The organism is Mycobacterium sp. NGS17 (assembly GCF_059813205.1).
The window spans coordinates 53,465-72,320 of sequence record NZ_JCALED010000003.1 but is presented as its reverse complement, the minus strand read 5'-3'; the positions used below and the strand labels follow the sequence as shown (position 1 = coordinate 72,320).

Sequence of the window (18,856 nt, the reverse complement as noted above, 5' to 3'; positions counted from 1 at the left end):
GTACCGTACTGTCATAGCTGTCGATCACGATCCCGGGTTGGCAGGTGGACTGTGATCCTCCTCGCCCGATCTTTGAAAGGCTCACGGGTGAAAGGCTTTTCGATCGCATCCCTGGTGAGGCGGGGGTGGATGGTGCTCGTCGCCGTGGTGGTCGTCGCGCTCGCGGGATTCGGAATCTATCGGCTGCACGGAATCTTCGGGTCGCACAACAACACGTCGGCCAACAGCGGCCTGGCAGGCGAGATCGTCCCGTTCAACCCCAAACACGTGGTGCTCGAGGTGTTCGGCGCCCCGGGGGCGACCGCCACCATCAACTACCTCGACGTCAACGCCCAGCCGCAGCAAGTCAAGGACGCGCCCTTGCCGTGGTCCTTCACCATCACCAGCACCGAGCCCGCGGTGATCGGCAACGTGGTCGCGCAGGGCAACGGCGACACCCTGGGCTGCCGCATCACCGTCAACGGTGAAGTGAAAGACCAACGCACCGTCAACAAAGTCGACGCCTACACCTTCTGTCTGGATAAGTCTGGATGACAAACGATCACCAGTCGCGGCCGTTCGTGCCGCGCACCATCCGCCGGCTCGCGCTGCCGATTCTGCTGTTCTGGATCGGGCTGGCCGCCATCACGAACATCGCCGTGCCGCAGCTGGAAGACGTGGGGAAGACCCACAACGTGGCGCTCAACTCGCCAGATGCGCCGTCGCTCAAGGCGATCAAGCGCATCGGTGAAAAGTTCGGCGAGTTCGACACCGACAGCTCCGCGATGATCGTGCTGGAGGGCGACAAGCCGCTGGGCGCGGACGCCCACCGCTTCTACGACGAGATGGTCCGCAGAATCGAACAGGACCACAAACACGTCCAACATGTCCAGGATTACTGGGGCGACACCCTCACCGCGGCCGGATCGCAGAGCAGCGACGGCAAGGCCGCCTATGTTCAGGTGAACCTTGCAGGCAACCAAGGCTCGGCGTTGGCCAACGAGGGCGTCGGCGCCCTGCGCGACATCATCGACCGCATGAAGCCGCCGCCGGGTGTCAAGACCTATGTGACCGGCGCGGCGCCTCTGATCTCCGACCAGTTCGACGTCGGCAGCAAGGGCACCGCGAAGGTCACCGGGATCACCGTCGGGGTGATCGCACTCATGTTGTTCTTCGTCTACCGCTCGGTGCTCACCACGCTGCTGGTGCTCGCCACCGTGCTCATCGAAATGTCCGCGGCCCGAGGTCTTGTCGCGTTTCTGGGCAACGCGGGAGTGATCGGGCTGTCGACCTATGCCACGAATCTGCTGACCCTGTTGGTGATCGCGGCGGGAACGGACTACGCGATATTCTTCGTCGGCCGCTATCAGGAGGCGCGCGGCACCGGGCAGGATCGCGAAAGGGCCTTCTACACGATGTATCACGGCACGACGCACATCGTGCTGGGTTCCGGGCTGACCGTGGCCGGTGCGGTAGCCTGCCTGAGCTTCACCCGATTGCCGTACTTCCAAAGTCTGGGCGTCCCAGCCGCGTTGGGAATTCTCGTCGCGCTGTTCGCCGCGCTCACCCTGGGTCCGGCGATCCTCACTTTGGGCGCCATGGTGGGCATCTTCGACCCCAAGCGCGCGATCCGAACGCGTGGCTGGCGGCGGATCGGCACCGCCATCGTCCGCTGGCCCGGCGCCGTGCTCGCGGCGGCGTGCGTGCTGGCCCTGATCGGTCTGATCGCCTTGCCCGGCTACAAGACGAGTTACGACACTCGGCCCTATATGCCGGCCAGCGCGCCGGCCAACATCGGTTACACCGCCGCCGAGAAGCATTTCTCCAGGGCGCGGCTGGAGCCCGAGCTGATGATGGTCGAAACCGATCACGACATGCGCAACCCGGAGAGCATGCTCGTCCTGGACAAGGTGGCCAAGGCGGTGTTCCACGTTCCCGGGGTCGCGCAGGTGCAGACCATCACCAGGCCGTTGGGCACCCCGCTCGTGCACAGCTCGCTCGCCTTCGTGGTCAGCAATTCCAGCGCGGCGCAGCAGCAAAACCTGACCTACCAACGTGATCGGGCCGACGACGCCCTCAAGCAGGCCAACGAACTGAACAAGACCATCAACATTTTGAAGCAGCAGTACGAGCTACAGCAGCAGCTCGCGGGCACCACCCACGACGAGACGCAAAGCTTTCACGACACGCTGGGCACCATTCAGGACCTGCGCGACAAGATCGCGAATTTCGACGACTTCTTCCGGCCGGTGCGCAGCTATTTCTATTGGGAGAAGCATTGTTACGACATCCCCGTCTGCTTTGCGTTCAGATCCCTGTTCGACGCGCTCGACGGCATCGATCAGCTCACCGAGAAATTCGAGAACCTGACGGCGTCCCTCGACAAGCTCGACGCACTGCAGCCGAAACTGACGGCGCTCATCCCGCCGCAGATCCAAAGCCAGCAGACCAACCGTGATTTGACTCTGGCGAATTACGCCACGCTGTCCGGCATTTACGCACAGACTGCCGCGGCGATCGACAACGCGACCGCGCTGGGGCGGGCCTTCGACGCGGCCAAGAACGACGACACCTTCTACCTGCCGCCCGAGGTCTTCAACAACCCCGACTTCAAACGCGGCCTGAAACTGTTCCTCTCGCCGGACGGCAAGGCCGCCCGCATGATCGTCACGCATGAAGGCGATCCCGCGACGCCCGAGGGTATTTCGCACATCGATCCGATCGCCAAGGCGGCGCATGAGGCGTTGAAGGGCACGCCCATGGCCGGTGCGGGAATCTATCTCGGCGGGACCGCCGCGACATACAAGGACATCCAAGACGGCGCCAAATACGACCTGATGATCGTGGCGTTCGCCGCGCTGAGCCTCATCCTGCTGATCATGATGATCATCACGCGCAGCCTGATCGCCGCGCTGGTCATCGTGGGCACGGTGGCCCTCTCGCTGGGGGCGTCCTTCGGTCTGTCGGTTCTGGTGTGGCAGTACATCTTCGGCGTCCAGCTGTACTGGGTCGTGCTCGCGTTGGCGGTGATCCTGTTGCTGGCGGTCGGATCCGACTACAACTTGCTGTTGATCTCCCGTTTCAAAGAGGAGATCCATGCCGGCCTCAACACCGGCATCATCCGGGCGATGGCCGGGTCCGGTTCCGTCGTCACCTCCGCCGGCATCGTTTTCGCCGTCACCATGTGTGCGTTCGTGTTCAGCGGTTTTCAGGTGCTCGGCCAGATCGGCACGACGATCGGCCTCGGCCTGCTGTTCGACACGCTGATCGTGCGCTCGTTCATGACGCCCTCTGTCGCAAGGCTTCTCGGGCGCTGGTTCTGGTGGCCGCAACGGGTGCGGCCTCGCCCGGCCAGCACCATGCTGCGCCCCTACGGCCCGCGCCCGGCGGTTCGGCAGCTTTTGCTGTGGGACGACGACGATCCGGTCGCGATGTCCGGATCGCACGCGCCCTCGCGCTAACGGAGCATGGTGGCGACGATCCCGGCGAGGTAGCCCAGCCGGGCGACCTCCGAGGGCCGGAATTCCGGGCCGGGGCGACCGAGCACCACCGCGGTGTGCGGGTCGCCCAACGGGGCCGCGACCATCGTCACGTCCATGTCGCGCCACGCCTTCGGCACCCACTCGGCGCTGCCGTCCAGAGTCACGGCCCGCTCCAGCGGCAGCCACGGGGCCGAGTCTGCCTTGGTCTCCGGGGCGCCCGGACTGCCCGCCAGGCGCTGCAGTTCGCCGCCCGAACTGCGCAACACCGTGCACCAACTGACGCGCAGCACCTTGGGCGCCTCGTTGGCGAGGACCTGCAGTCGGATTGCGTTGCCGTTGGCCGCCGCGACGTGGTCGAGCAGCTCGAGCTCGCGATGCGCTTCCAGCAGACCGGTGTGCGGGCGCACGCTGTCCACCCGGACACCGGACAGGGACTCGGCGGCGGTGATCAGCCGGTCCGGCATCGCCCCCGGCGGCAGTTCGATCACCAGGTCGTCGGTCGCGTAGCCCGCGCTGCGGTCCACGACATCGAGGGACAAGATGTCGGCCCCCACCGAACCGAGCGCTACCGCCAGCGACCCCAGGCTGCCTGGCCGGTCGACGAGCTCGATGCGCAACAGATAGGAGGGCACGGCCAACACTGTCGCACAGCCCTGTGTCTTCTGCCCGCCGAGCGTCACGCCAGCGTGACGGTGGTCGCCGAATGTCACACCAGCGTGGCGGACACGGCGGGCTAGGCTTTGCAGTCGTGTCCCAGATCTCCCGCGACGAGGTAGCGCACCTGGCCCGGCTGTCCCGGCTGGCGCTGACCGACAGCGAGCTCGACAGCTTCGCCGGCCAGCTTGACGCCATCCTGACCCACGTCAGCCAGGTGCAGGCGGTCGATGTCACCGGCGTCGAAGCGACCGACAACCCGCTGAAGGACGTCAACGTCACCCGGCCCGACGAGTCGGCGCCGTGTCTGACGCAGGCCGAAGCGCTGGCCGAGGCGCCCGCGGCTGTCGACGGCCGCTTCGCGGTCCCGCAGATCCTGGGAGACAGCGAGTGAACGAGATCATCGTCTCCGACGCCGCCACGCTGGCCACCCGGATCGCCGCCAAAGAGGTGTCGTCGGCCGAGGTCACCCAGGCGTGCCTGGACCAAATCCAGGCGACCGACGATCGCTACCACGCGTTCCTGCACGTGGCGGCCGACGCGGCGCTCGCGGCGGCAGCCGTCGTCGATAACGCGGTGGCCGCCGGGGAGCGGCTGCCGTCGCCGCTGGCCGGGGTCCCGCTGGCGCTCAAAGACGTCTTCACTACCGCCGACATGCCCACCACCTGCGGATCGAAGATCCTCGAGGGCTGGCGCTCCCCTTACGACGCCACCGTCACCTCGCGGTTGCGCGCCGCCGGAATCCCGATCCTCGGCAAGACCAACATGGACGAGTTCGCGATGGGCAGCTCGACCGAGAACTCCGCCTACGGCCCGACCCGCAATCCCTGGGACGTCGATCGGGTGCCCGGCGGCTCCGGCGGCGGCAGCGCCGCCGCGCTGGCCGCGTTCCAGGCACCGCTGGCGATCGGATCCGACACCGGAGGCTCCATTCGGCAGCCCGCCGCGCTCACCGCGACCGTCGGAGTCAAGCCCACCTACGGCACGGTGTCGCGCTACGGCCTGGTGGCGTGCGCGTCGTCACTGGATCAGGGCGGTCCGTGCGCACGCACCGTGCTGGACACCGCGTTGTTGCATCAGGTGATCGCCGGGCACGACAGCCGCGACTCGACGTCCGTCGACGCTGCGGTGCCCGACGTCGTCGGCGCCGCGAAGGCCGGCGCGGCCGGTGATCTCAAGGGCGTGCGGGTCGGTGTGGTCAAGCAGCTGCGCGGCGAGGGCTACCAGCCCGGCGTGCTCAGGGCTTTCGAGGCCGCTGTCGAGCAGCTGACCGCCCTGGGCGCCGAAGTGAGCGAGGTCGACTGCCCGCACTTCGAGTACGCACTGGCCGCCTACTACCTGATCCTGCCGTCGGAGGTGTCGAGCAACCTGGCCCGCTTCGACGCGATGCGCTACGGGCTGCGGGTCGGCGACGACGGCAGCCACAGCGCCGAGGAAGTGATGGCGATGACGCGGGCGGCCGGCTTCGGGCCGGAGGTCAAGCGGCGCATCATGATCGGCACCTACGCGCTGTCGGCCGGTTACTACGACGCCTATTACAACCAGGCGCAAAAGGTGCGCACCCTGATCGCCCGCGATCTCGACGAGGCCTACCGCGCGGTGGACGTTGTGGTGTCGCCCGCGACCCCGACGACGGCGTTCCGGCTGGGTGAGAAGGTCGACGATCCGCTGGCGATGTACCTGTTCGACCTGTGCACCCTGCCGCTCAATCTGGCGGGGCATTGCGGCATGTCGGTGCCGGCCGGTCTGTCGCCGGACGACGGCCTGCCGGTCGGCCTGCAGATCATGGCGCCCGCGCTGGCCGACGACCGGCTCTACCGGGTCGGCGCCGCCTACGAGGCGGCCCGCGGACCGCTGCCTTCGGCGCCCACCGTGGGGACTGTCGGCGGCTAATCGCGCCATTACGCCGCCACCCCAGGCAAGATGAGGGGATGCGGATCGGAGTGCTCACCGGGGGCGGCGACTGCCCCGGGCTCAACGCGGTCATCCGGGCAGTGGTGCGAACGTGCGACTCCCGATACGGCTCGTCGGTGGTCGGGTTTCAGGACGGCTGGCGCGGGCTGCTGGAGAACCGGCGCGTCCAGCTGCAGAACGACGACCGCAACGACCGCCTGCTGGCCAAGGGTGGAACCATGCTGGGCACCGCCCGCGTGAATCCCGACAAACTGCGGGCCGGGCTGAACCAGGTCAAGCAGACCCTCGACGACAACGGGATCGACGTCCTGATCCCGATCGGAGGGGAAGGCACGCTGACGGCCGCGCACTGGCTTTCGGAGGAGAACGTTCCCGTCGTCGGTGTGCCGAAGACCATCGACAACGACATCGATTGCACTGACGTGACTTTCGGTCACGACACCGCATTGACCGTCGCCACCGACGCCATCGACCGGCTGCACAGCACCGCCGAATCGCACCAGCGGGTGATGCTGGTCGAGGTGATGGGCCGCCACGCCGGCTGGATCGCACTGAACGCGGGCCTGGCTTCGGGCGCGCACATGACGTTGATACCCGAGCAGCCCTTCGACGTCGAAGAGGTCTGCCGGCTGGTCAAAAGGCGCTTCCAGCGCGGAGATTCGCACTTCATCTGCGTGGTCGCCGAGGGTGCAAAACCTATTCCCGGATCGATTGCGTTGCGGGAAGGCGGAATTGACGAATTCGGTCACGAAAAGTTCACCGGCGTGGCCGCCCAGCTCGGCGCCGAAGTGGAAAAGCGGATCAACAAAGACGTCCGGGTGACCGTGTTGGGACACGTCCAGCGGGGAGGCACCCCGACGGCCTACGACCGGGTGCTGGCCACCCGGTTCGGGGTGAACGCGGCCGACGCCGCGCATGCCGGGGAATACGGCCAAATGGTGTCGCTGCGCGGGCAGGACATCGGCCGGGTGGCCTTGGCGGACGCGGTGCGTCAGCTCAAGCTGGTGCCGGAAAGTCGCTACGACGACGCCGCCGCGTTCTTCGGTTAACCGTTGGGCGCGTGGCGAATAACGGTGTAACTGTGCGTTGAATTTGTCCGCCGATGAAGAACGTTTCGCGTTTGTCGCAGTTTGGTGGTTTCCGGACTGCTATTTCGGGGTTATACCGGGAGTATGAATAACCGCGGTTCGACTCGCGGATCAGTTCGGCAATCCGCGGCAGCGGCGGGGCCACCGGGCCCGCCGAACCACAAGCCGGGTGGGCACAAGTGGCAAATCGAGGGCGATCCCGCAGCGTCCACCGTGCCGCAGTCGCGCGGTCCGAACCAACAGAGGGACAGACCACCCGCAGAGCCGCCGCCCCGGCGGGTGCCGTCATCGCCACGTCCCGAACCGACGCTGGGTGCCACCGCGCTGGACCGCTTCGACATGCGCGACCCGGACGCCGAAGGGTTCAACTGGCGACAGCTGCTTCAGCGCATCACCGGCATCGAGCTCGGCCCGGGCAAAAACACGGCCTACGAAAACGAGCTGCGGCAACGTATCCGCGCGACCGCAGGCGGTGCCTTTCCCATCGCGGTGCTCAACCTCAAGGGCGGGGTCGGCAAAACGACGGTGGTGGAGGCGCTCGGGTCGACGTTCGCCGCCGTGCGCGACGACCGGGTGATCGCCCTCGACATCGACGCCGGAGACCTGGCGGAGCGCCACGGCCTTCGCAACCCGCACAGCCTGGCCGACCTTCTGCAGGGCAGCCCGGCGGCACAGTACGAGGACATCCGCGCGCTGACGTACATGAACGGCTTTGGGCTGGAAGTGCTCGGGCTGCCCGACACCGACTGGCGCCTGGACCGCCGCGACATGCTGCGAGCCTTCTCGATGCTGCGCAACCAGTATTCGCTGGTGCTGGTCGACTGCGTCAAAACGCTCAATTCCGCTGTGATGGACGCGGTCTTACCTGAATCGCGAGCCCTGGTGGTGGTCACCAGCCCCGCCATCGATGCGGTACGCAAAACACGGGCGACACTGGAGTGGTTGTGCCACAACGGTTATCAATCCTTAATGCAGTGGACCGTGCTGGCGATCAATCACGTCGAGCCGGCCAAGGTGGACGGTGTGGCCGTCACGGAACTGGACCGACTGTCCGCCCGCGTCGGCGCCACGGTAGTGCTGCCATTCGATCGGCACGTGCACGATGGCCGAAAGATTGCGCTGGACCGGTTGAGCAAGGAGAGCCGTCGCTGTTATCTGGAAATGGCGGCGGTGCTGGCCGATATGTTCCCGGGCCGGTAGGGGCGGTTCGCGATCCACGGTGTTGATTGGTGGTGACCCGCTTCGCCCGGCTCCGCCGCGCTCGCGATCACCACGGTGTCGATTGGTGGTGACCCGCTTCGCCCGGCTCCGCCGCGCTCGCGATCACCACGGTGTCGATCGGTGGTGACCCGCTTCGCCCGGCTCCGCCGCGCTCGCGATCACCACTAGGATCGGGCGCATGAGTGTTGCCGCCAGCGCCGATCTGATGGACTACGACGACGTCATCGCGCGTTTCGATCCGGTACTCGGCCTCGAGGTGCATGTGGAGCTGTCCACCGTCACCAAGATGTTCTGCGGCTGCACCACCGCTTTCGGCGCCGAACCCAACACCCAGGTATGCCCGGTGTGCCTCGGCCTGCCCGGCTCGCTTCCCGTGCTCAACCAGAACGCGGTCGAGTCGGCCATTCGCATCGGGTTGGCGCTGAACTGCGAGATCGTGCCGTGGTGTCGCTTCGCCCGGAAGAACTACTTCTATCCGGACCAGCCGAAGAACTACCAGATCTCGCAGTACGACGAGCCCATCGCCATCAACGGCTACCTGGAGGCCCCGCTGGAGGACGGCACCACCTGGCGGGTCGAGATCGAGCGCGCGCACATGGAGGAGGACACCGGCAAGCTCACCCACATCGGCAGTGAGACGGGCCGCATCCACGGCGCGACCACGTCGCTGATCGACTACAACCGCGCCGGCGTGCCATTGATCGAGATCGTCACCAAGCCCATCGAGGGCGCCGGGGCACGGGCGCCGCAGATCGCCCGCGCCTACGTGACGGCGTTGCGAGACCTGCTGCGCGCCTTGGATGTATCCGACGTCCGGATGGATCAGGGCTCAATGCGTTGTGACGCCAATGTGTCCTTGAAGCCGATCGGGACGACCGAGTTCGGTACCCGGACCGAGACCAAGAACGTCAACTCGCTGAAAAGCGTTGAGGTGGCGGTGCGCTACGAGATGCAACGCCAGGCCGCGGTTCTGGCGTCCGGTGGTCGAATCATCCAGGAAACACGGCACTTTCACGAGGCCGGGGGCTACACCAGCCCCGGCCGCACCAAGGAGACCGCCGAGGACTACCGGTATTTCCCCGAACCGGACCTGGAGCCCGTCGCGCCCAGCCGGGAACTGGTCGAGCGGCTGCGCCAGACCATTCCCGAACTGCCGTGGTTGAGCCGCAAACGCATTCAGGACGAGTGGGGCATCTCCGACGAGGTGATGCGCGACCTGGTCAATGCCGGGGCCATCGAGTTGGTTACCGCGACCATTGGGCACGGCGCGTCCAGCGAGCAGGCCCGCGCCTGGTGGGGAAACTTCTTGATGCAGAAGGCTAACGAGGCCAACGTGGCGCTTGATGAGCTGGCCATCACGCCCGCCCAGGTCGCCGCGGTGGTGGCGCTGGTCGACGACGGCAAGCTGTCCACGAAGCTGGCCCGCCAGGTGGTCGAGGGTGTCCTGGCCGGGGAGGGCGAGCCCGAAGAGGTGATGACCGCCCGCGGGCTGGCGTTGGTGCGCGACGACTCGGTGACCCAGGCCGCGGTGGACGAGGCGCTGGCCGCCAATCCCGATGTGGCAGAGAAGATCCGCGGCGGCAAGGTGGCCGCGGCCGGCGCGATCGTCGGCGCGGTGATGAAGGCCACCCGCGGCCAGGCCGACGCGGCGCGGGTTCGGGAACTGGTGTTGGCCGCCTGCGGCCAGGGCTAGCGGGCTGATCGTCCGCCACCACGACGCGCGAGCGGTCAGCTCTTGTCGTCGCTGTTGCGCGGGAATCCGCCGCCCTGCGGGAAGAGCGGGAACACGACGTCGTCCAGCTTCTCGGCGTCCCCGGCCGTCTTGTTAACCGTTGCGCCCCAGACGTTTCCATCAGGCGACATGCGCAGCGCCCAGGCGTGGGCGTGGGTGTCCTTACGGACCACGTCGGGCTCACCGGTGACCGCGCCGGTGGCCGGTGCCAGCCGGACAGCGACCGTCAGCTTGGTGTTGATCAGGTTGACCAACACGGTGCCGTCCATCGCCGCGCAGCCGGCCACGCCCGGCTTGTCCGGCCAGGTCCACACCGTGGAGACGTCCGACGTCTTGGTGATGCGCTGCAAGCGATCTGCGGTCGGGGTGCGGTCGGCGACGTACAGCGAGCCGTCGACCGGATCCGTGCACAGGCCGCCGCCGGAGCCCACCCCGGACAACGCCGTCGTCGGTGGCGCCTGGCCCACGGTGGTGGGCTGCTCGATCCGCAGCACCTTGCCCGCCAGCGATTTGGGGTCGGCGGCCAGCGCCGGGTTGCCCGCGTCGCCGGTCATCACGACCAGCGTGGTGGGGCTGGTGAAGATCAGCGCTCCGGTGTTTCCGGTGGCGCCCTTGGGGATTCCGGTCAGAATGTCCTTGGGGATGTCGCCATCGGCCACCCGGATGACCCGGTTGTCGCTCGGCGTGCTGATGTAGGCGTACATCAGGCGGTCCTGCTTGTAGGTGGGCGACATGACGATGTCCATCAAGCCGCCATCGCCGGAGCCGTCCACCGGGATCACCGTCTTCACCTTCGGCTCGGCGCTGACGGAAATCTCCTTGACCGCGCCGGTGGTGCGCTCGGCGACGAGCGCGGTTTTGCTGTCGGGCCCCATGATCAGGCCGCTGGTGCTCTCCAGGCAGCCCTGCATCACACCGGGGGCGGGACAGGCCTTGGGGAACGGTGTGGGCGGCAGCGGCGGCGGCGGGGGAGGCGTCGAGCTGGGCTGCGGCTTGAGCTCGGGGGCGGTGGTGAACGGTTGCGACTGGGCGTCGTTGAAGCGCGCGCACCCGCTCGTCACCAGCACGATGGCGCACAGCGCGGCGAACCCGCGCCGAACCGACCACCTCGATCGCCCTAGTCGCATGACCGTCAGGCTACGGACAGTGCCAGCGGCGCCGCCACACACGTCCCTCTTGTCCGACGCCGAACCTCGATCCGGTCGCGTCACCACCCCGACCCGCAGCCGACTTCGGTCGGACCGGCGATCGGCCGGGGGCGCCGGGACCGGTTTGCGGGCACATTCGGAGCCCATCAGGACCGGTTTGGCGGGCAAACCGCCGATTGCCAGGCGAAAGCGCCGCTCAAATCCCCAATTCAGGGCCGAATGCCCTTACCCTGACACCCGTGACCAGTCAAGCGAATGACGCACATTGGCAAAGGCCCGGCGAATCCCCGGAGCCGACCCCGGGACGCCCCGCCTCGGCGCGGCTGGTCGATCCCGAAGATGACCTGACGCCAGTCGGCTACCCGGGCGACTTCAACCCGTCGACCGGGACCACCACCGTCATCCCCTACGGCGGCGCCGCCGCAGTCGCCGGCTCCGGCGCGGGGGGCTATCACCTGCTGGAACAGCAGGAGCCCTTGCCCTACGTCCAACCGCATTCGGCGGCCCGGCATGACTCCGGGTCCGTCGAGGTCGACGACGATGAACACCACGACCGGTGGCCCGATGTCGGCCGGCGTGGAACGCAGCATCTCGGTTTGCTGCTGCTGCGTGTCGGGCTGGGCGTGGTGCTCGGCGCCCACGGACTGCAGAAGCTGTTCGGCTGGTGGGGCGGCTCGGGCGTCGCGGGGTTCAAGAACTCGCTGTCCGATGTCGGCTACCAGCACGCCGACATCCTCGCCTACGTGAGCGCCGGCGGGGAGGCCGTGGCGGGAGCGCTGCTGATACTCGGCCTGTTCACCCCCATCGCGGCGGCCGGAGCGCTGGCGTTTTTGATCAACGGCCTACTGGCCAGCGTGTCGGCGCGGCCGCACTCGCGCACCTTCTCGTTCTTCCTGCCCGAGGGCCACGAATACCAGATCACCCTGATCGTCATGGCCGCCGCTGTCGTCCTGTGCGGTCCCGGCCGCTACGGCCTGGACGTGCGCCGCGGTTGGGCGCACCGCCCCTTCATCGGGTCCTTTGTCGCGCTGCTGGCCGGCGTCGCGGCGGGTGTCGGAGTGTGGGTGGCGCTCAACGGGGTGAATCCGATCGGCTGATCACCGGTAGGGGTTGGGCACCCGCCCCGCGCTGGCCTCGGTCAGCTCCGGCAGGGTGGAGAACGTGACCGCGGGCAGCCGCAGCTCGGCGCCGCTCTTGAGCCGCGCGCGTCCCCATGAACCGCGGTGAAAGCGCAGCCCGTCGATTTCGTCCCAGCGCACCTTCTGGCTGCCGAACAGCGTCCGAACGGTCACGCCCTGGTCGTCGGCGACGGTGCGTAACCGGACGATCAACGCCGACAGCAGCACCGGAATGAGCAGCAGCGGAAGCGACGGCGGCCACAGCAGCACCGGAATCAACAGCCCCAGGGTCAAGAATCCGACGGCCAAGTGCGCTATCGGCGACACCTTGATCACGACGGGCGCTGTCGACGGGGTTTGGGGAGACGAACCGGTGGCCACCCCACCATCATTTCATCCGCCACCGGGATTGATCCCGCGAAGCGCTCCGCCGCCAACCCAGCTGGTAAGCCGGGCGCCGGCGGTGACGGATTTGACTGCTGAGCTGTGCGAAGGCTACCGTCGGACGCTATGGATACCTCCGGAAAGCCCGGGATGCTCGTAGTAATTAGTCGGCGCGTTGGTGCCTGACTTGACCTTCAGCATCTGAAGCAATCCAGAACCAACGCGCAACCCTCGTGCAGCAGATGAGCTGTCGGGGGTTTTTTGTTGCCCCCAGCGAGACTCCCGGAATGAATGAGGACTGAACGACAGTGAGCGCTCCCATCAGGCAGCACGCCTCCGCGACACCGGACGCCGCGGACATCGCCACGGACGCGGCCCTGCCCGCCGCGAAGTCCGCGGCCGGCAAGCCGAAACGTATCGGGCCCGAGCAACTCACCGGCGCACAATCGGTGATCCGCTCGCTGGAGGAACTCGGCGTAGAGGTCATCTTCGGCATTCCCGGCGGCGCGGTGCTGCCGGTGTATGACCCGCTGTTCGACTCGAAGAAGTTGCGCCACGTGCTGGTCCGGCACGAGCAGGGCGCCGGACATGCCGCCAGCGGCTACGCGCATGCCACCGGCAAGGTCGGCGTCTGCATGGCGACGTCGGGACCCGGGGCTACCAACCTGGTGACCCCGCTGGCCGACGCCCAGATGGATTCGATTCCCGTCGTGGCCGTCACCGGCCAGGTCGGACGCTCGCTGATCGGCACCGATGCCTTCCAGGAAGCCGACATCTCGGGCATCACGATGCCGATCACCAAGCACAACTTCCTGGTCCGCTCGGGCAACGAGATCCCGCAGGTGCTCGCGGAGGCGTTTCACATCGCCTCCTCGGGCCGACCCGGCGCGGTGCTCGTCGACATCCCCAAAGACGTTCTGCAGGGCCAGTGCACGTTCAGCTGGCCGCCGCGGGTCAACCTGCCCGGATACAAGCCGACCACCAAACCGCACAGCCGGCAGATCCGTGAGGCCGCCAAGCTGATCGCGGCCGCCCGCAAGCCGGTGCTCTACGTGGGCGGCGGTGTCATCCGCGGTGAGGCGACCGAGCAACTCTACGAACTGGCCGAGCTGACCGGCATCCCCGTGGTGACCACGCTGATGGCGCGCGGGGCGTTCCCGGACAGCCACCCGCAGCACATGGGCATGCCCGGCATGCACGGCACCGTCGCCGCGGTGGCGGCGCTGCAGCGCAGCGACCTGCTGATCGCGCTGGGAACCCGCTTCGATGACCGGGTGACCGGCAAGCTGGACACCTTCGCCCCCGAAGCCAAGGTCATTCACGCCGACATCGACCCGGCCGAGATCGGTAAGAACCGCCACGCCGACGTCCCGATCGTCGGCGACGTCAAGGCCGTCATCGCCGAGCTGCTCGAGTTGCTGCGCCAGGACGGGATTCCCGGCAAGCTCGACATGACCGAGTGGTGGGCCTACCTGAACGAAGTTCAGTCCACTTATCCGCTGAGCTACGACCCGCAGAGCGACGGCAGCCTGGGCCCGGAGTACGTCATCGAAAAGCTCGGTCAGTTGGCCGGTCCGGACGCCCTGTACGTCGCCGGCGTCGGCCAGCACCAGATGTGGGCGGCACAATTCATTTCGTACGAGAAGCCGCGCACCTGGCTCAACTCCGGCGGGCTGGGCACGATGGGGTTTGCCATTCCGGCGGCCATGGGCGCCAAGATGGCCCGCCCGGACGCCGAGGTGTGGGCGATCGACGGCGATGGCTGCTTCCAGATGACCAACCAGGAGCTGGCCACCTGCGCGGTCGAGGGCATCCCGATCAAGGTGGCACTGATCAACAACGGCAACTTGGGCATGGTGCGCCAGTGGCAGACCCTGTTCTACGACGAGCGCTACTCGCAGACCGACCTGGCCACGCACTCGCATCGCATCCCCGATTTCGTGAAGCTCGCGGAGGCGCTCGGCTGCGTCGGAATGCGTTGCGAGCGTGCGGAAGACGTCGAGGACGTGATCAATGCGGCGCGCGCGATCAACGACCGCCCGGTGGTGATCGACTTCATCGTCGGCGCCGACGCGCAGGTGTGGCCGATGGTGGCCGCCGGCACCAGCAATGACGAGATCCAGGCGGCGCGCGGAATCCGCCCGCTGTTCGACGACGAGAGCGAAGGCCACGCCTGATGAACACCCATACCCTGTCGGTGCTGGTCGAGGACACGCCCGGCGTGCTCGCCCGGGTGGCGGCGCTGTTCTCGCGGCGCGGGTTCAACATTGAATCGCTGGCCGTCGGTGCCACCGAGCAGAAGGACATGTCGCGGATGACGATCGTGGTCTCCGCCGAGGAGACACCGCTCGAACAGATCACCAAGCAGCTCAACAAGCTGATCAACGTCATCAAGATTGTCGAACTGGACGACGACAACTCGGTGTCGCGGGAATTGGCGATGATCAAGGTGCGCGCCGACGCCGGTACCCGCAGTCAGGTGATCGAAGCGGTGAACCTGTTCCGCGCCAAGGTGATTGACGTTTCCACCGAAGCGCTGACGATCGAGGCGACGGGTGACCGCGGCAAGATCGAGGCGCTGCTGCGGATCCTGGAACCCTTCGGGATTCGCGAGATAGTCCAATCGGGAGTGGTGTCGTTGTCCCGCGGTCCGCGCGGCATCGCCACGGCCAAGTAACACACGAGGAGATATTCAACAGTGGCACTAGAAATGTTCTACGACGACGATGCCGACCTGACCATCATCCAGGGCCGCAAGGTCGGTGTCATCGGATACGGCAGCCAAGGGCACGCGCACTCGCTGAGCCTGCGTGATTCCGGGGTGCAGGTGAAGGTGGGTCTCAAAGAGGGCTCGAAGTCGCGGGCCAAGGTCGCCGAACAGGGCCTGGACGTCGACACCCCGGCCGAGGTCGCCAAGTGGGCGGACGTGATCATGCTGCTGGCGCCCGACACCGCTCAGGCGGACATCTTCAAAAACGACATCGAGCCCAACCTGAAGGACGGCGACGCGTTGTTCTTCGGGCACGGGCTCAACATCCACTTCGACCTGATCAAGCCGCCGGCCAACGTCACCGTCGCGATGGTCGCCCCCAAGGGCCCCGGCCACCTGGTGCGTCGTCAGTTCGTCGACGGCAAGGGTGTGCCCGCCCTGATCGCCGTCGACCAGGACCCCACCGGCGACGGCGAGGCGCTTGCCCTGTCCTACGCCAAGGCCATCGGCGGCACCCGCGCCGGCGTCATCAAGACCACCTTCAAGGACGAGACCGAGACCGACCTGTTCGGTGAGCAGGCCGTGTTGTGCGGTGGCACAGAGGAATTGGTGAAAACCGGTTTCGACGTGATGGTCGAGGCGGGCTACCCGCCGGAAATGGCCTACTTCGAGGTGTTGCACGAGCTGAAGCTGATCGTCGACCTGATGTACGAGGGCGGCATCGCCCGGATGAACTACTCGGTGTCCGACACCGCGGAATTCGGCGGCTACCTGTCCGGTCCGCGCGTGATCGACGCCGGCACCAAGGAGCGGATGCGAGAGATCCTGCGCGACATCCAAAGCGGCGACTTCACCAAGAAGCTGGTTGCCAACGTCGAAGGCGGCAACAAGCAACTCGAGCAGCTGCGCAAGGAAAACGCCGAGCACCCCATCGAGGTCACCGGCAAGAAGCTGCGCGACCTGATGAGCTGGGTCGACCGGCCGATCACCGAAACCGCCTAGCGTCTTTGTGTCACGCTGGCGTGACGCTCGAGCACCGGTGTCACGCTGGCGTGACGCTCGAGCACCGGTGTCACGCTGGCGTGACGCTCGGCGGTTAGGAACCCAGCCGGTCGGCGACGGCCACCACCCGGCGGGCCAGGTGTTCGAGCGCGGCGCCGGTGGGCTCGTCGAACTCGTTGATGTTGTCGTGGGTGGTAACCAGGCTCGCCCCGTACGGATTGCCATCGACGAACTTGCACGGGTCGGTGTATCCCGGCGGCACGATGATGCCGCCGAAATGCATCAGCGTGATGTACAGCGAGAGCAGGGTGGTTTCTTGACCACCGTGAATGGTGTTGGACGACGTGAAGCCCGCATACACCTTGTCCGCCAGCTTGCCCTGCGCCCACAGTCCGCCCAGCGAGTCGAGGAACGTGCGTAACTGCGCTGCCGGGGACCCGAACCGGGTCGGTGAACCGAAGATCACCGCGTCGGCCCAGACGATGTCGTCGCCGGTGGCCGACGGAAGGTCCTTGGTGGCCTCATAATTCGCCGTCCAGGCCGGGTTTTGGGCGAACGATTCGGGGTCCTGCGTTTCGGCGACGTGCCGCAGGCGGACTTCGGCCCCCGCCGATTCGGCCGCGGCGGCAACGCGCTGCGCCATCGTGGTGCCATGACCGGTGGCTGAGTAGTAGATGATCGCAAGTTTCGTCACGGCGTCATCGTAGGCCGTGAGCTTCGACGACCTGCACGTTCAGGCCGGCCCGGGCGCAGATTACGGCGGCGGTCGGCCCGTCGGGTCGGCTGCCGCCGACGGTGACGTCGGCGCGTCGATTACAGCCGATAGGCTGGCCGGGTGAATCTGCCTGTTGTACTCATTGCCGACAAGCTTGCCGAATCAACCGTCGCAGCCCTGGGCGACCAGGTCGAGGTGCGCTGGGTAGACGGCCCCGATCGCGAGAAGCTGCTGGCGGCCGTGCCGGAGGCCGACGCACTGCTGGTGCGTTCGGCCACCACGGTCGACGCCGAGGTGCTGGCGGCGGCGCCCAAGCTGAAGATCGTCGCCCGCGCCGGGGTAGGCCTGGACAACGTCGACGTCGACGCCGCCACCGAGCGCGGTGTGCTGGTGGTCAACGCGCCGACGTCGAACATCCACAGCGCCGCCGAGCACGCGCTGGCGTTGTTACTGTCCGCTGCCCGGCAGGTGCCGGCCGCCGATGCCTCGTTGCGCGAACACGCCTGGAAGCGGTCGTCCTTCTCGGGCACCGAGATCTTCGGCAAGACGGTCGGCGTTGTGGGCCTGGGGAGGATCGGGCAGTTGGTCGCCCAGCGGCTCAGCGCCTTCGGCACCCACCTGATCGCTTACGACCCCTACGTGTCGCCGGCCCGCGCGGCACAGTTGGGCATCGAGCTGCTGACGCTGGACGAACTGCTGACCCGCGCCGACTTCATCTCGGTGCACCTGCCGAAGACACCCGAGACCGCGGGTCTGATCGACAAGGACGCGCTGGCGAAGACCAAGCCGGGCGTCATCATCGTCAACGCCGCCCGCGGTGGTCTGGTGGACGAGGCCGCGCTGGCCGACGCGGTGCGCAGCGGCCACGTGCGCGCGGCCGGCCTGGACGTCTTCGCCAAAGAGCCGTGCACCGACAGCCCGCTGTTCGAGCTGCCGCAAGTGGTGGTCACGCCGCATCTGGGCGCGTCGACCGAAGAGGCTCAGGACCGGGCCGGCACCGACGTCGCCGCGAGCGTCAAGCTCGCCCTGGCCGGCGAATTCGTTCCCGACGCGGTCAACGTCGGCGGTGGGGTGGTCAACGAGGAGGTCGCGCCCTGGCTGGACCTGGTGCGCAAGCTCGGGGTGCTGGCCGCCACCCTGTCCGACGGCCCGCCGGTGTCGCTGTCGGTACAGGTGCGCGGCGAGCTGGCCTCCGAAGACGTTGAGGTGCTTAAGCTTTCGGCGTTGCGGGGGTTGTTCTCGGCCGTCGTCGAGGGGCCGGTGACGTTCGTCAACGCACCGGCGTTGGCCGAAGAACGCGGCATCATCGCCGAAATCGGCACCGCCTCGGAAAGCCCGAACCACCGCAGCGTGGTCGACGTGCGCGCAGTCGCGCCCGACGGCACCGCCGTCAACGTCGCGGGCACCCTGTCCGGGCCGCAGCTGGTCGAGAAGATCGTCCAGATCAACGGCCGCAACTTCGATCTGCGTGCCCAGGGCATCAACCTGGTGATCAACTACGTCGACCAACCCGGCGCGCTGGGCAAGATCGGCACCTTGCTGGGGTCGGCCGGGGTGAACATCGAAGCGGCGCAGCTTTCCGAGGACGCCGAGGGCCCGAGCGCGACGATCCTGCTGCGGCTGGACCAAGACGTGCCGGGCGATGTCCGGGCGGAAATCGGCGCGGCCGTCGGCGCCAACAAGCTTGAGGTGGTTGATCTCTCGTGACG

General features: G+C 67.2%; 16 protein-coding genes and 1 pseudogene. 12 read left to right on the top strand and 5 right to left on the bottom strand.

All coding sequences use genetic code 11. From position 1 onward, the window contains the following. The first annotated feature begins 87 nt into the window (after window positions 1-87). Complete coding sequence (locus AC5Y7E_RS08150; RefSeq protein ID WP_499920147.1) at window positions 88-534, top strand: MmpS family transport accessory protein; 447 nt, start codon at window positions 88-90, stop codon at window positions 532-534. Continuing rightward, window positions 531-3,440: an MMPL/RND family transporter gene (locus tag AC5Y7E_RS08145; RefSeq protein ID WP_499948401.1), complete on the top strand. Its 2,910-nt coding sequence runs from the start codon at window positions 531-533 to the stop codon at window positions 3,438-3,440. The genes AC5Y7E_RS08150 and AC5Y7E_RS08145 overlap by 4 nt, the downstream gene beginning before the upstream one ends. Here the strand turns inward: AC5Y7E_RS08145 and AC5Y7E_RS08140 are convergent. Continuing rightward, window positions 3,437-4,093: an ACT domain-containing protein gene (locus AC5Y7E_RS08140; RefSeq protein WP_499920149.1), complete on the bottom strand. Its 657-nt coding sequence runs from the start codon at window positions 4,091-4,093 to the stop codon at window positions 3,437-3,439. The two genes, AC5Y7E_RS08145 and AC5Y7E_RS08140, sit on opposite strands and share 4 nt — an antisense overlap. A gap of 116 nt (window positions 4,094-4,209) precedes the next feature. On the opposite strand from AC5Y7E_RS08140, the gene gatC reads away from it, so the two are divergent. The 5 genes from gatC (at window position 4,210) to gatB (ending at window position 10,031) form a co-directional block, all read left to right on the top strand. Further along, the gene (gene gatC, locus AC5Y7E_RS08135) at window positions 4,210-4,509 is read left to right on the top strand and encodes an Asp-tRNA(Asn)/Glu-tRNA(Gln) amidotransferase subunit GatC (RefSeq protein WP_499920150.1); all 300 of its coding nucleotides are present in this window, start codon (window positions 4,210-4,212) and stop codon (window positions 4,507-4,509) included. Continuing rightward, window positions 4,506-6,008 (top strand): Asp-tRNA(Asn)/Glu-tRNA(Gln) amidotransferase subunit GatA, encoded by a 1,503-nt coding sequence (gene gatA / locus AC5Y7E_RS08130; RefSeq protein ID WP_499948400.1) that lies wholly within the window; start codon window positions 4,506-4,508, stop codon window positions 6,006-6,008. Before gatC ends, gatA begins: the two co-directional genes overlap by 4 nt. 38 nt (window positions 6,009-6,046) lie before the next feature. Then, window positions 6,047-7,078 (top strand): ATP-dependent 6-phosphofructokinase, encoded by a 1,032-nt coding sequence (locus tag AC5Y7E_RS08125; RefSeq protein WP_067355742.1) that lies wholly within the window; start codon window positions 6,047-6,049, stop codon window positions 7,076-7,078. 123 nt (window positions 7,079-7,201) lie between these two features. Continuing rightward, complete coding sequence (locus AC5Y7E_RS08120) at window positions 7,202-8,317, top strand: MinD/ParA family ATP-binding protein (RefSeq protein WP_499948399.1); 1,116 nt, start codon at window positions 7,202-7,204, stop codon at window positions 8,315-8,317. 199 nt (window positions 8,318-8,516) lie between these two features. Further along, window positions 8,517-10,031, top strand: a complete 1,515-nt coding sequence (gene gatB / locus AC5Y7E_RS08115; protein ID WP_499948397.1) for an Asp-tRNA(Asn)/Glu-tRNA(Gln) amidotransferase subunit GatB — start codon at window positions 8,517-8,519, stop codon at window positions 10,029-10,031. Between the two features lie 35 nt (window positions 10,032-10,066). Here the strand turns inward: gatB and AC5Y7E_RS08110 are convergent, their stop codons facing one another. Further along, window positions 10,067-11,197, bottom strand: coding sequence for a PQQ-dependent sugar dehydrogenase (locus AC5Y7E_RS08110; protein ID WP_499948395.1), 1,131 nt, complete (start codon window positions 11,195-11,197; stop codon window positions 10,067-10,069). 260 nt (window positions 11,198-11,457) lie between these two features. On the opposite strand from AC5Y7E_RS08110, the gene AC5Y7E_RS08105 reads away from it, so the two are divergent. After that, window positions 11,458-12,315, top strand: a complete 858-nt coding sequence (locus tag AC5Y7E_RS08105) for a DoxX family protein (RefSeq protein WP_499920155.1) — start codon at window positions 11,458-11,460, stop codon at window positions 12,313-12,315. Here AC5Y7E_RS08105 and AC5Y7E_RS08100 read toward each other — a convergent pair whose 3' ends face one another. Then, entirely contained in the window at window positions 12,316-12,672 is a 357-nt protein-coding gene (locus tag AC5Y7E_RS08100) for a PH domain-containing protein (protein ID WP_499920233.1), read from the bottom strand. It abuts the gene before it with no gap. 356 nt (window positions 12,673-13,028) lie between these two features. Here AC5Y7E_RS08100 and AC5Y7E_RS08095 point away from each other — a divergent pair, with 356 nt between their 5' ends. From AC5Y7E_RS08095 to ilvC, 3 genes are read left to right on the top strand one after another with little or no spacing between them, the layout of a single operon-like run. Then, entirely contained in the window at window positions 13,029-14,897 is a 1,869-nt protein-coding gene (locus AC5Y7E_RS08095; protein ID WP_499948392.1) for an acetolactate synthase large subunit, read from the top strand. Then, entirely contained in the window at window positions 14,897-15,397 is a 501-nt protein-coding gene (gene ilvN / locus AC5Y7E_RS08090) for an acetolactate synthase small subunit (RefSeq protein WP_499920157.1), read from the top strand. The genes AC5Y7E_RS08095 and ilvN overlap by 1 nt, the downstream gene beginning before the upstream one ends. Before the next feature lie 33 nt (window positions 15,398-15,430). After that, complete coding sequence (gene ilvC / locus AC5Y7E_RS08085; protein WP_499920234.1) at window positions 15,431-16,432, top strand: ketol-acid reductoisomerase; 1,002 nt, start codon at window positions 15,431-15,433, stop codon at window positions 16,430-16,432. 94 nt (window positions 16,433-16,526) lie between these two features. On the opposite strand, the gene wrbA is transcribed toward ilvC, so the two are convergent. Together wrbA and AC5Y7E_RS08075 are read right to left on the bottom strand one after the other, a co-directional pair. After that, window positions 16,527-17,126: an NAD(P)H:quinone oxidoreductase gene (wrbA, locus tag AC5Y7E_RS08080; RefSeq protein WP_499948389.1), complete on the bottom strand. Its 600-nt coding sequence runs from the start codon at window positions 17,124-17,126 to the stop codon at window positions 16,527-16,529. A 19-nt stretch (window positions 17,127-17,145) separates the two neighbouring features. After that, window positions 17,146-17,256 (bottom strand): annotated as a pseudogene (locus tag AC5Y7E_RS08075) (hypothetical protein); the annotation flags it as partial. A gap of 11 nt (window positions 17,257-17,267) precedes the next feature. Between AC5Y7E_RS08075 and serA the strand changes: the two are divergent. Beyond that, window positions 17,268-18,854 carry a phosphoglycerate dehydrogenase gene (gene serA, locus AC5Y7E_RS08070; protein ID WP_499920159.1) on the top strand — a complete coding sequence of 529 codons (1,587 nt, stop codon included), beginning with the start codon at window positions 17,268-17,270 and terminating at the stop codon, window positions 18,852-18,854. Window positions 18,855-18,856: the final 2 nt, after the last annotated feature.

What these genes read in the sequence shown, in the direction of transcription:
- AC5Y7E_RS08145 (WP_499948401.1), top strand. Translation starts at nt 531, where the DNA reads ATGACAAACGATCACCAGTCGCGGCCGTTCGTGCCGCGCACCATCCGC.
- AC5Y7E_RS08125 (WP_067355742.1), top strand. Translation starts at nt 6,047, where the DNA reads ATGCGGATCGGAGTGCTCACCGGGGGCGGCGACTGCCCCGGGCTCAAC.
- AC5Y7E_RS08120 (WP_499948399.1), top strand. Translation starts at nt 7,202, where the DNA reads ATGAATAACCGCGGTTCGACTCGCGGATCAGTTCGGCAATCCGCGGCA.
- gatB (WP_499948397.1), top strand. Translation starts at nt 8,517, where the DNA reads ATGAGTGTTGCCGCCAGCGCCGATCTGATGGACTACGACGACGTCATC.
- AC5Y7E_RS08110 (WP_499948395.1), bottom strand. Translation starts at nt 11,197, where the DNA reads ATGCGACTAGGGCGATCGAGGTGGTCGGTTCGGCGCGGGTTCGCCGCG.
- ilvN (WP_499920157.1), top strand. Translation starts at nt 14,897, where the DNA reads ATGAACACCCATACCCTGTCGGTGCTGGTCGAGGACACGCCCGGCGTG.
- ilvC (WP_499920234.1), top strand. Translation starts at nt 15,431, where the DNA reads ATGTTCTACGACGACGATGCCGACCTGACCATCATCCAGGGCCGCAAG.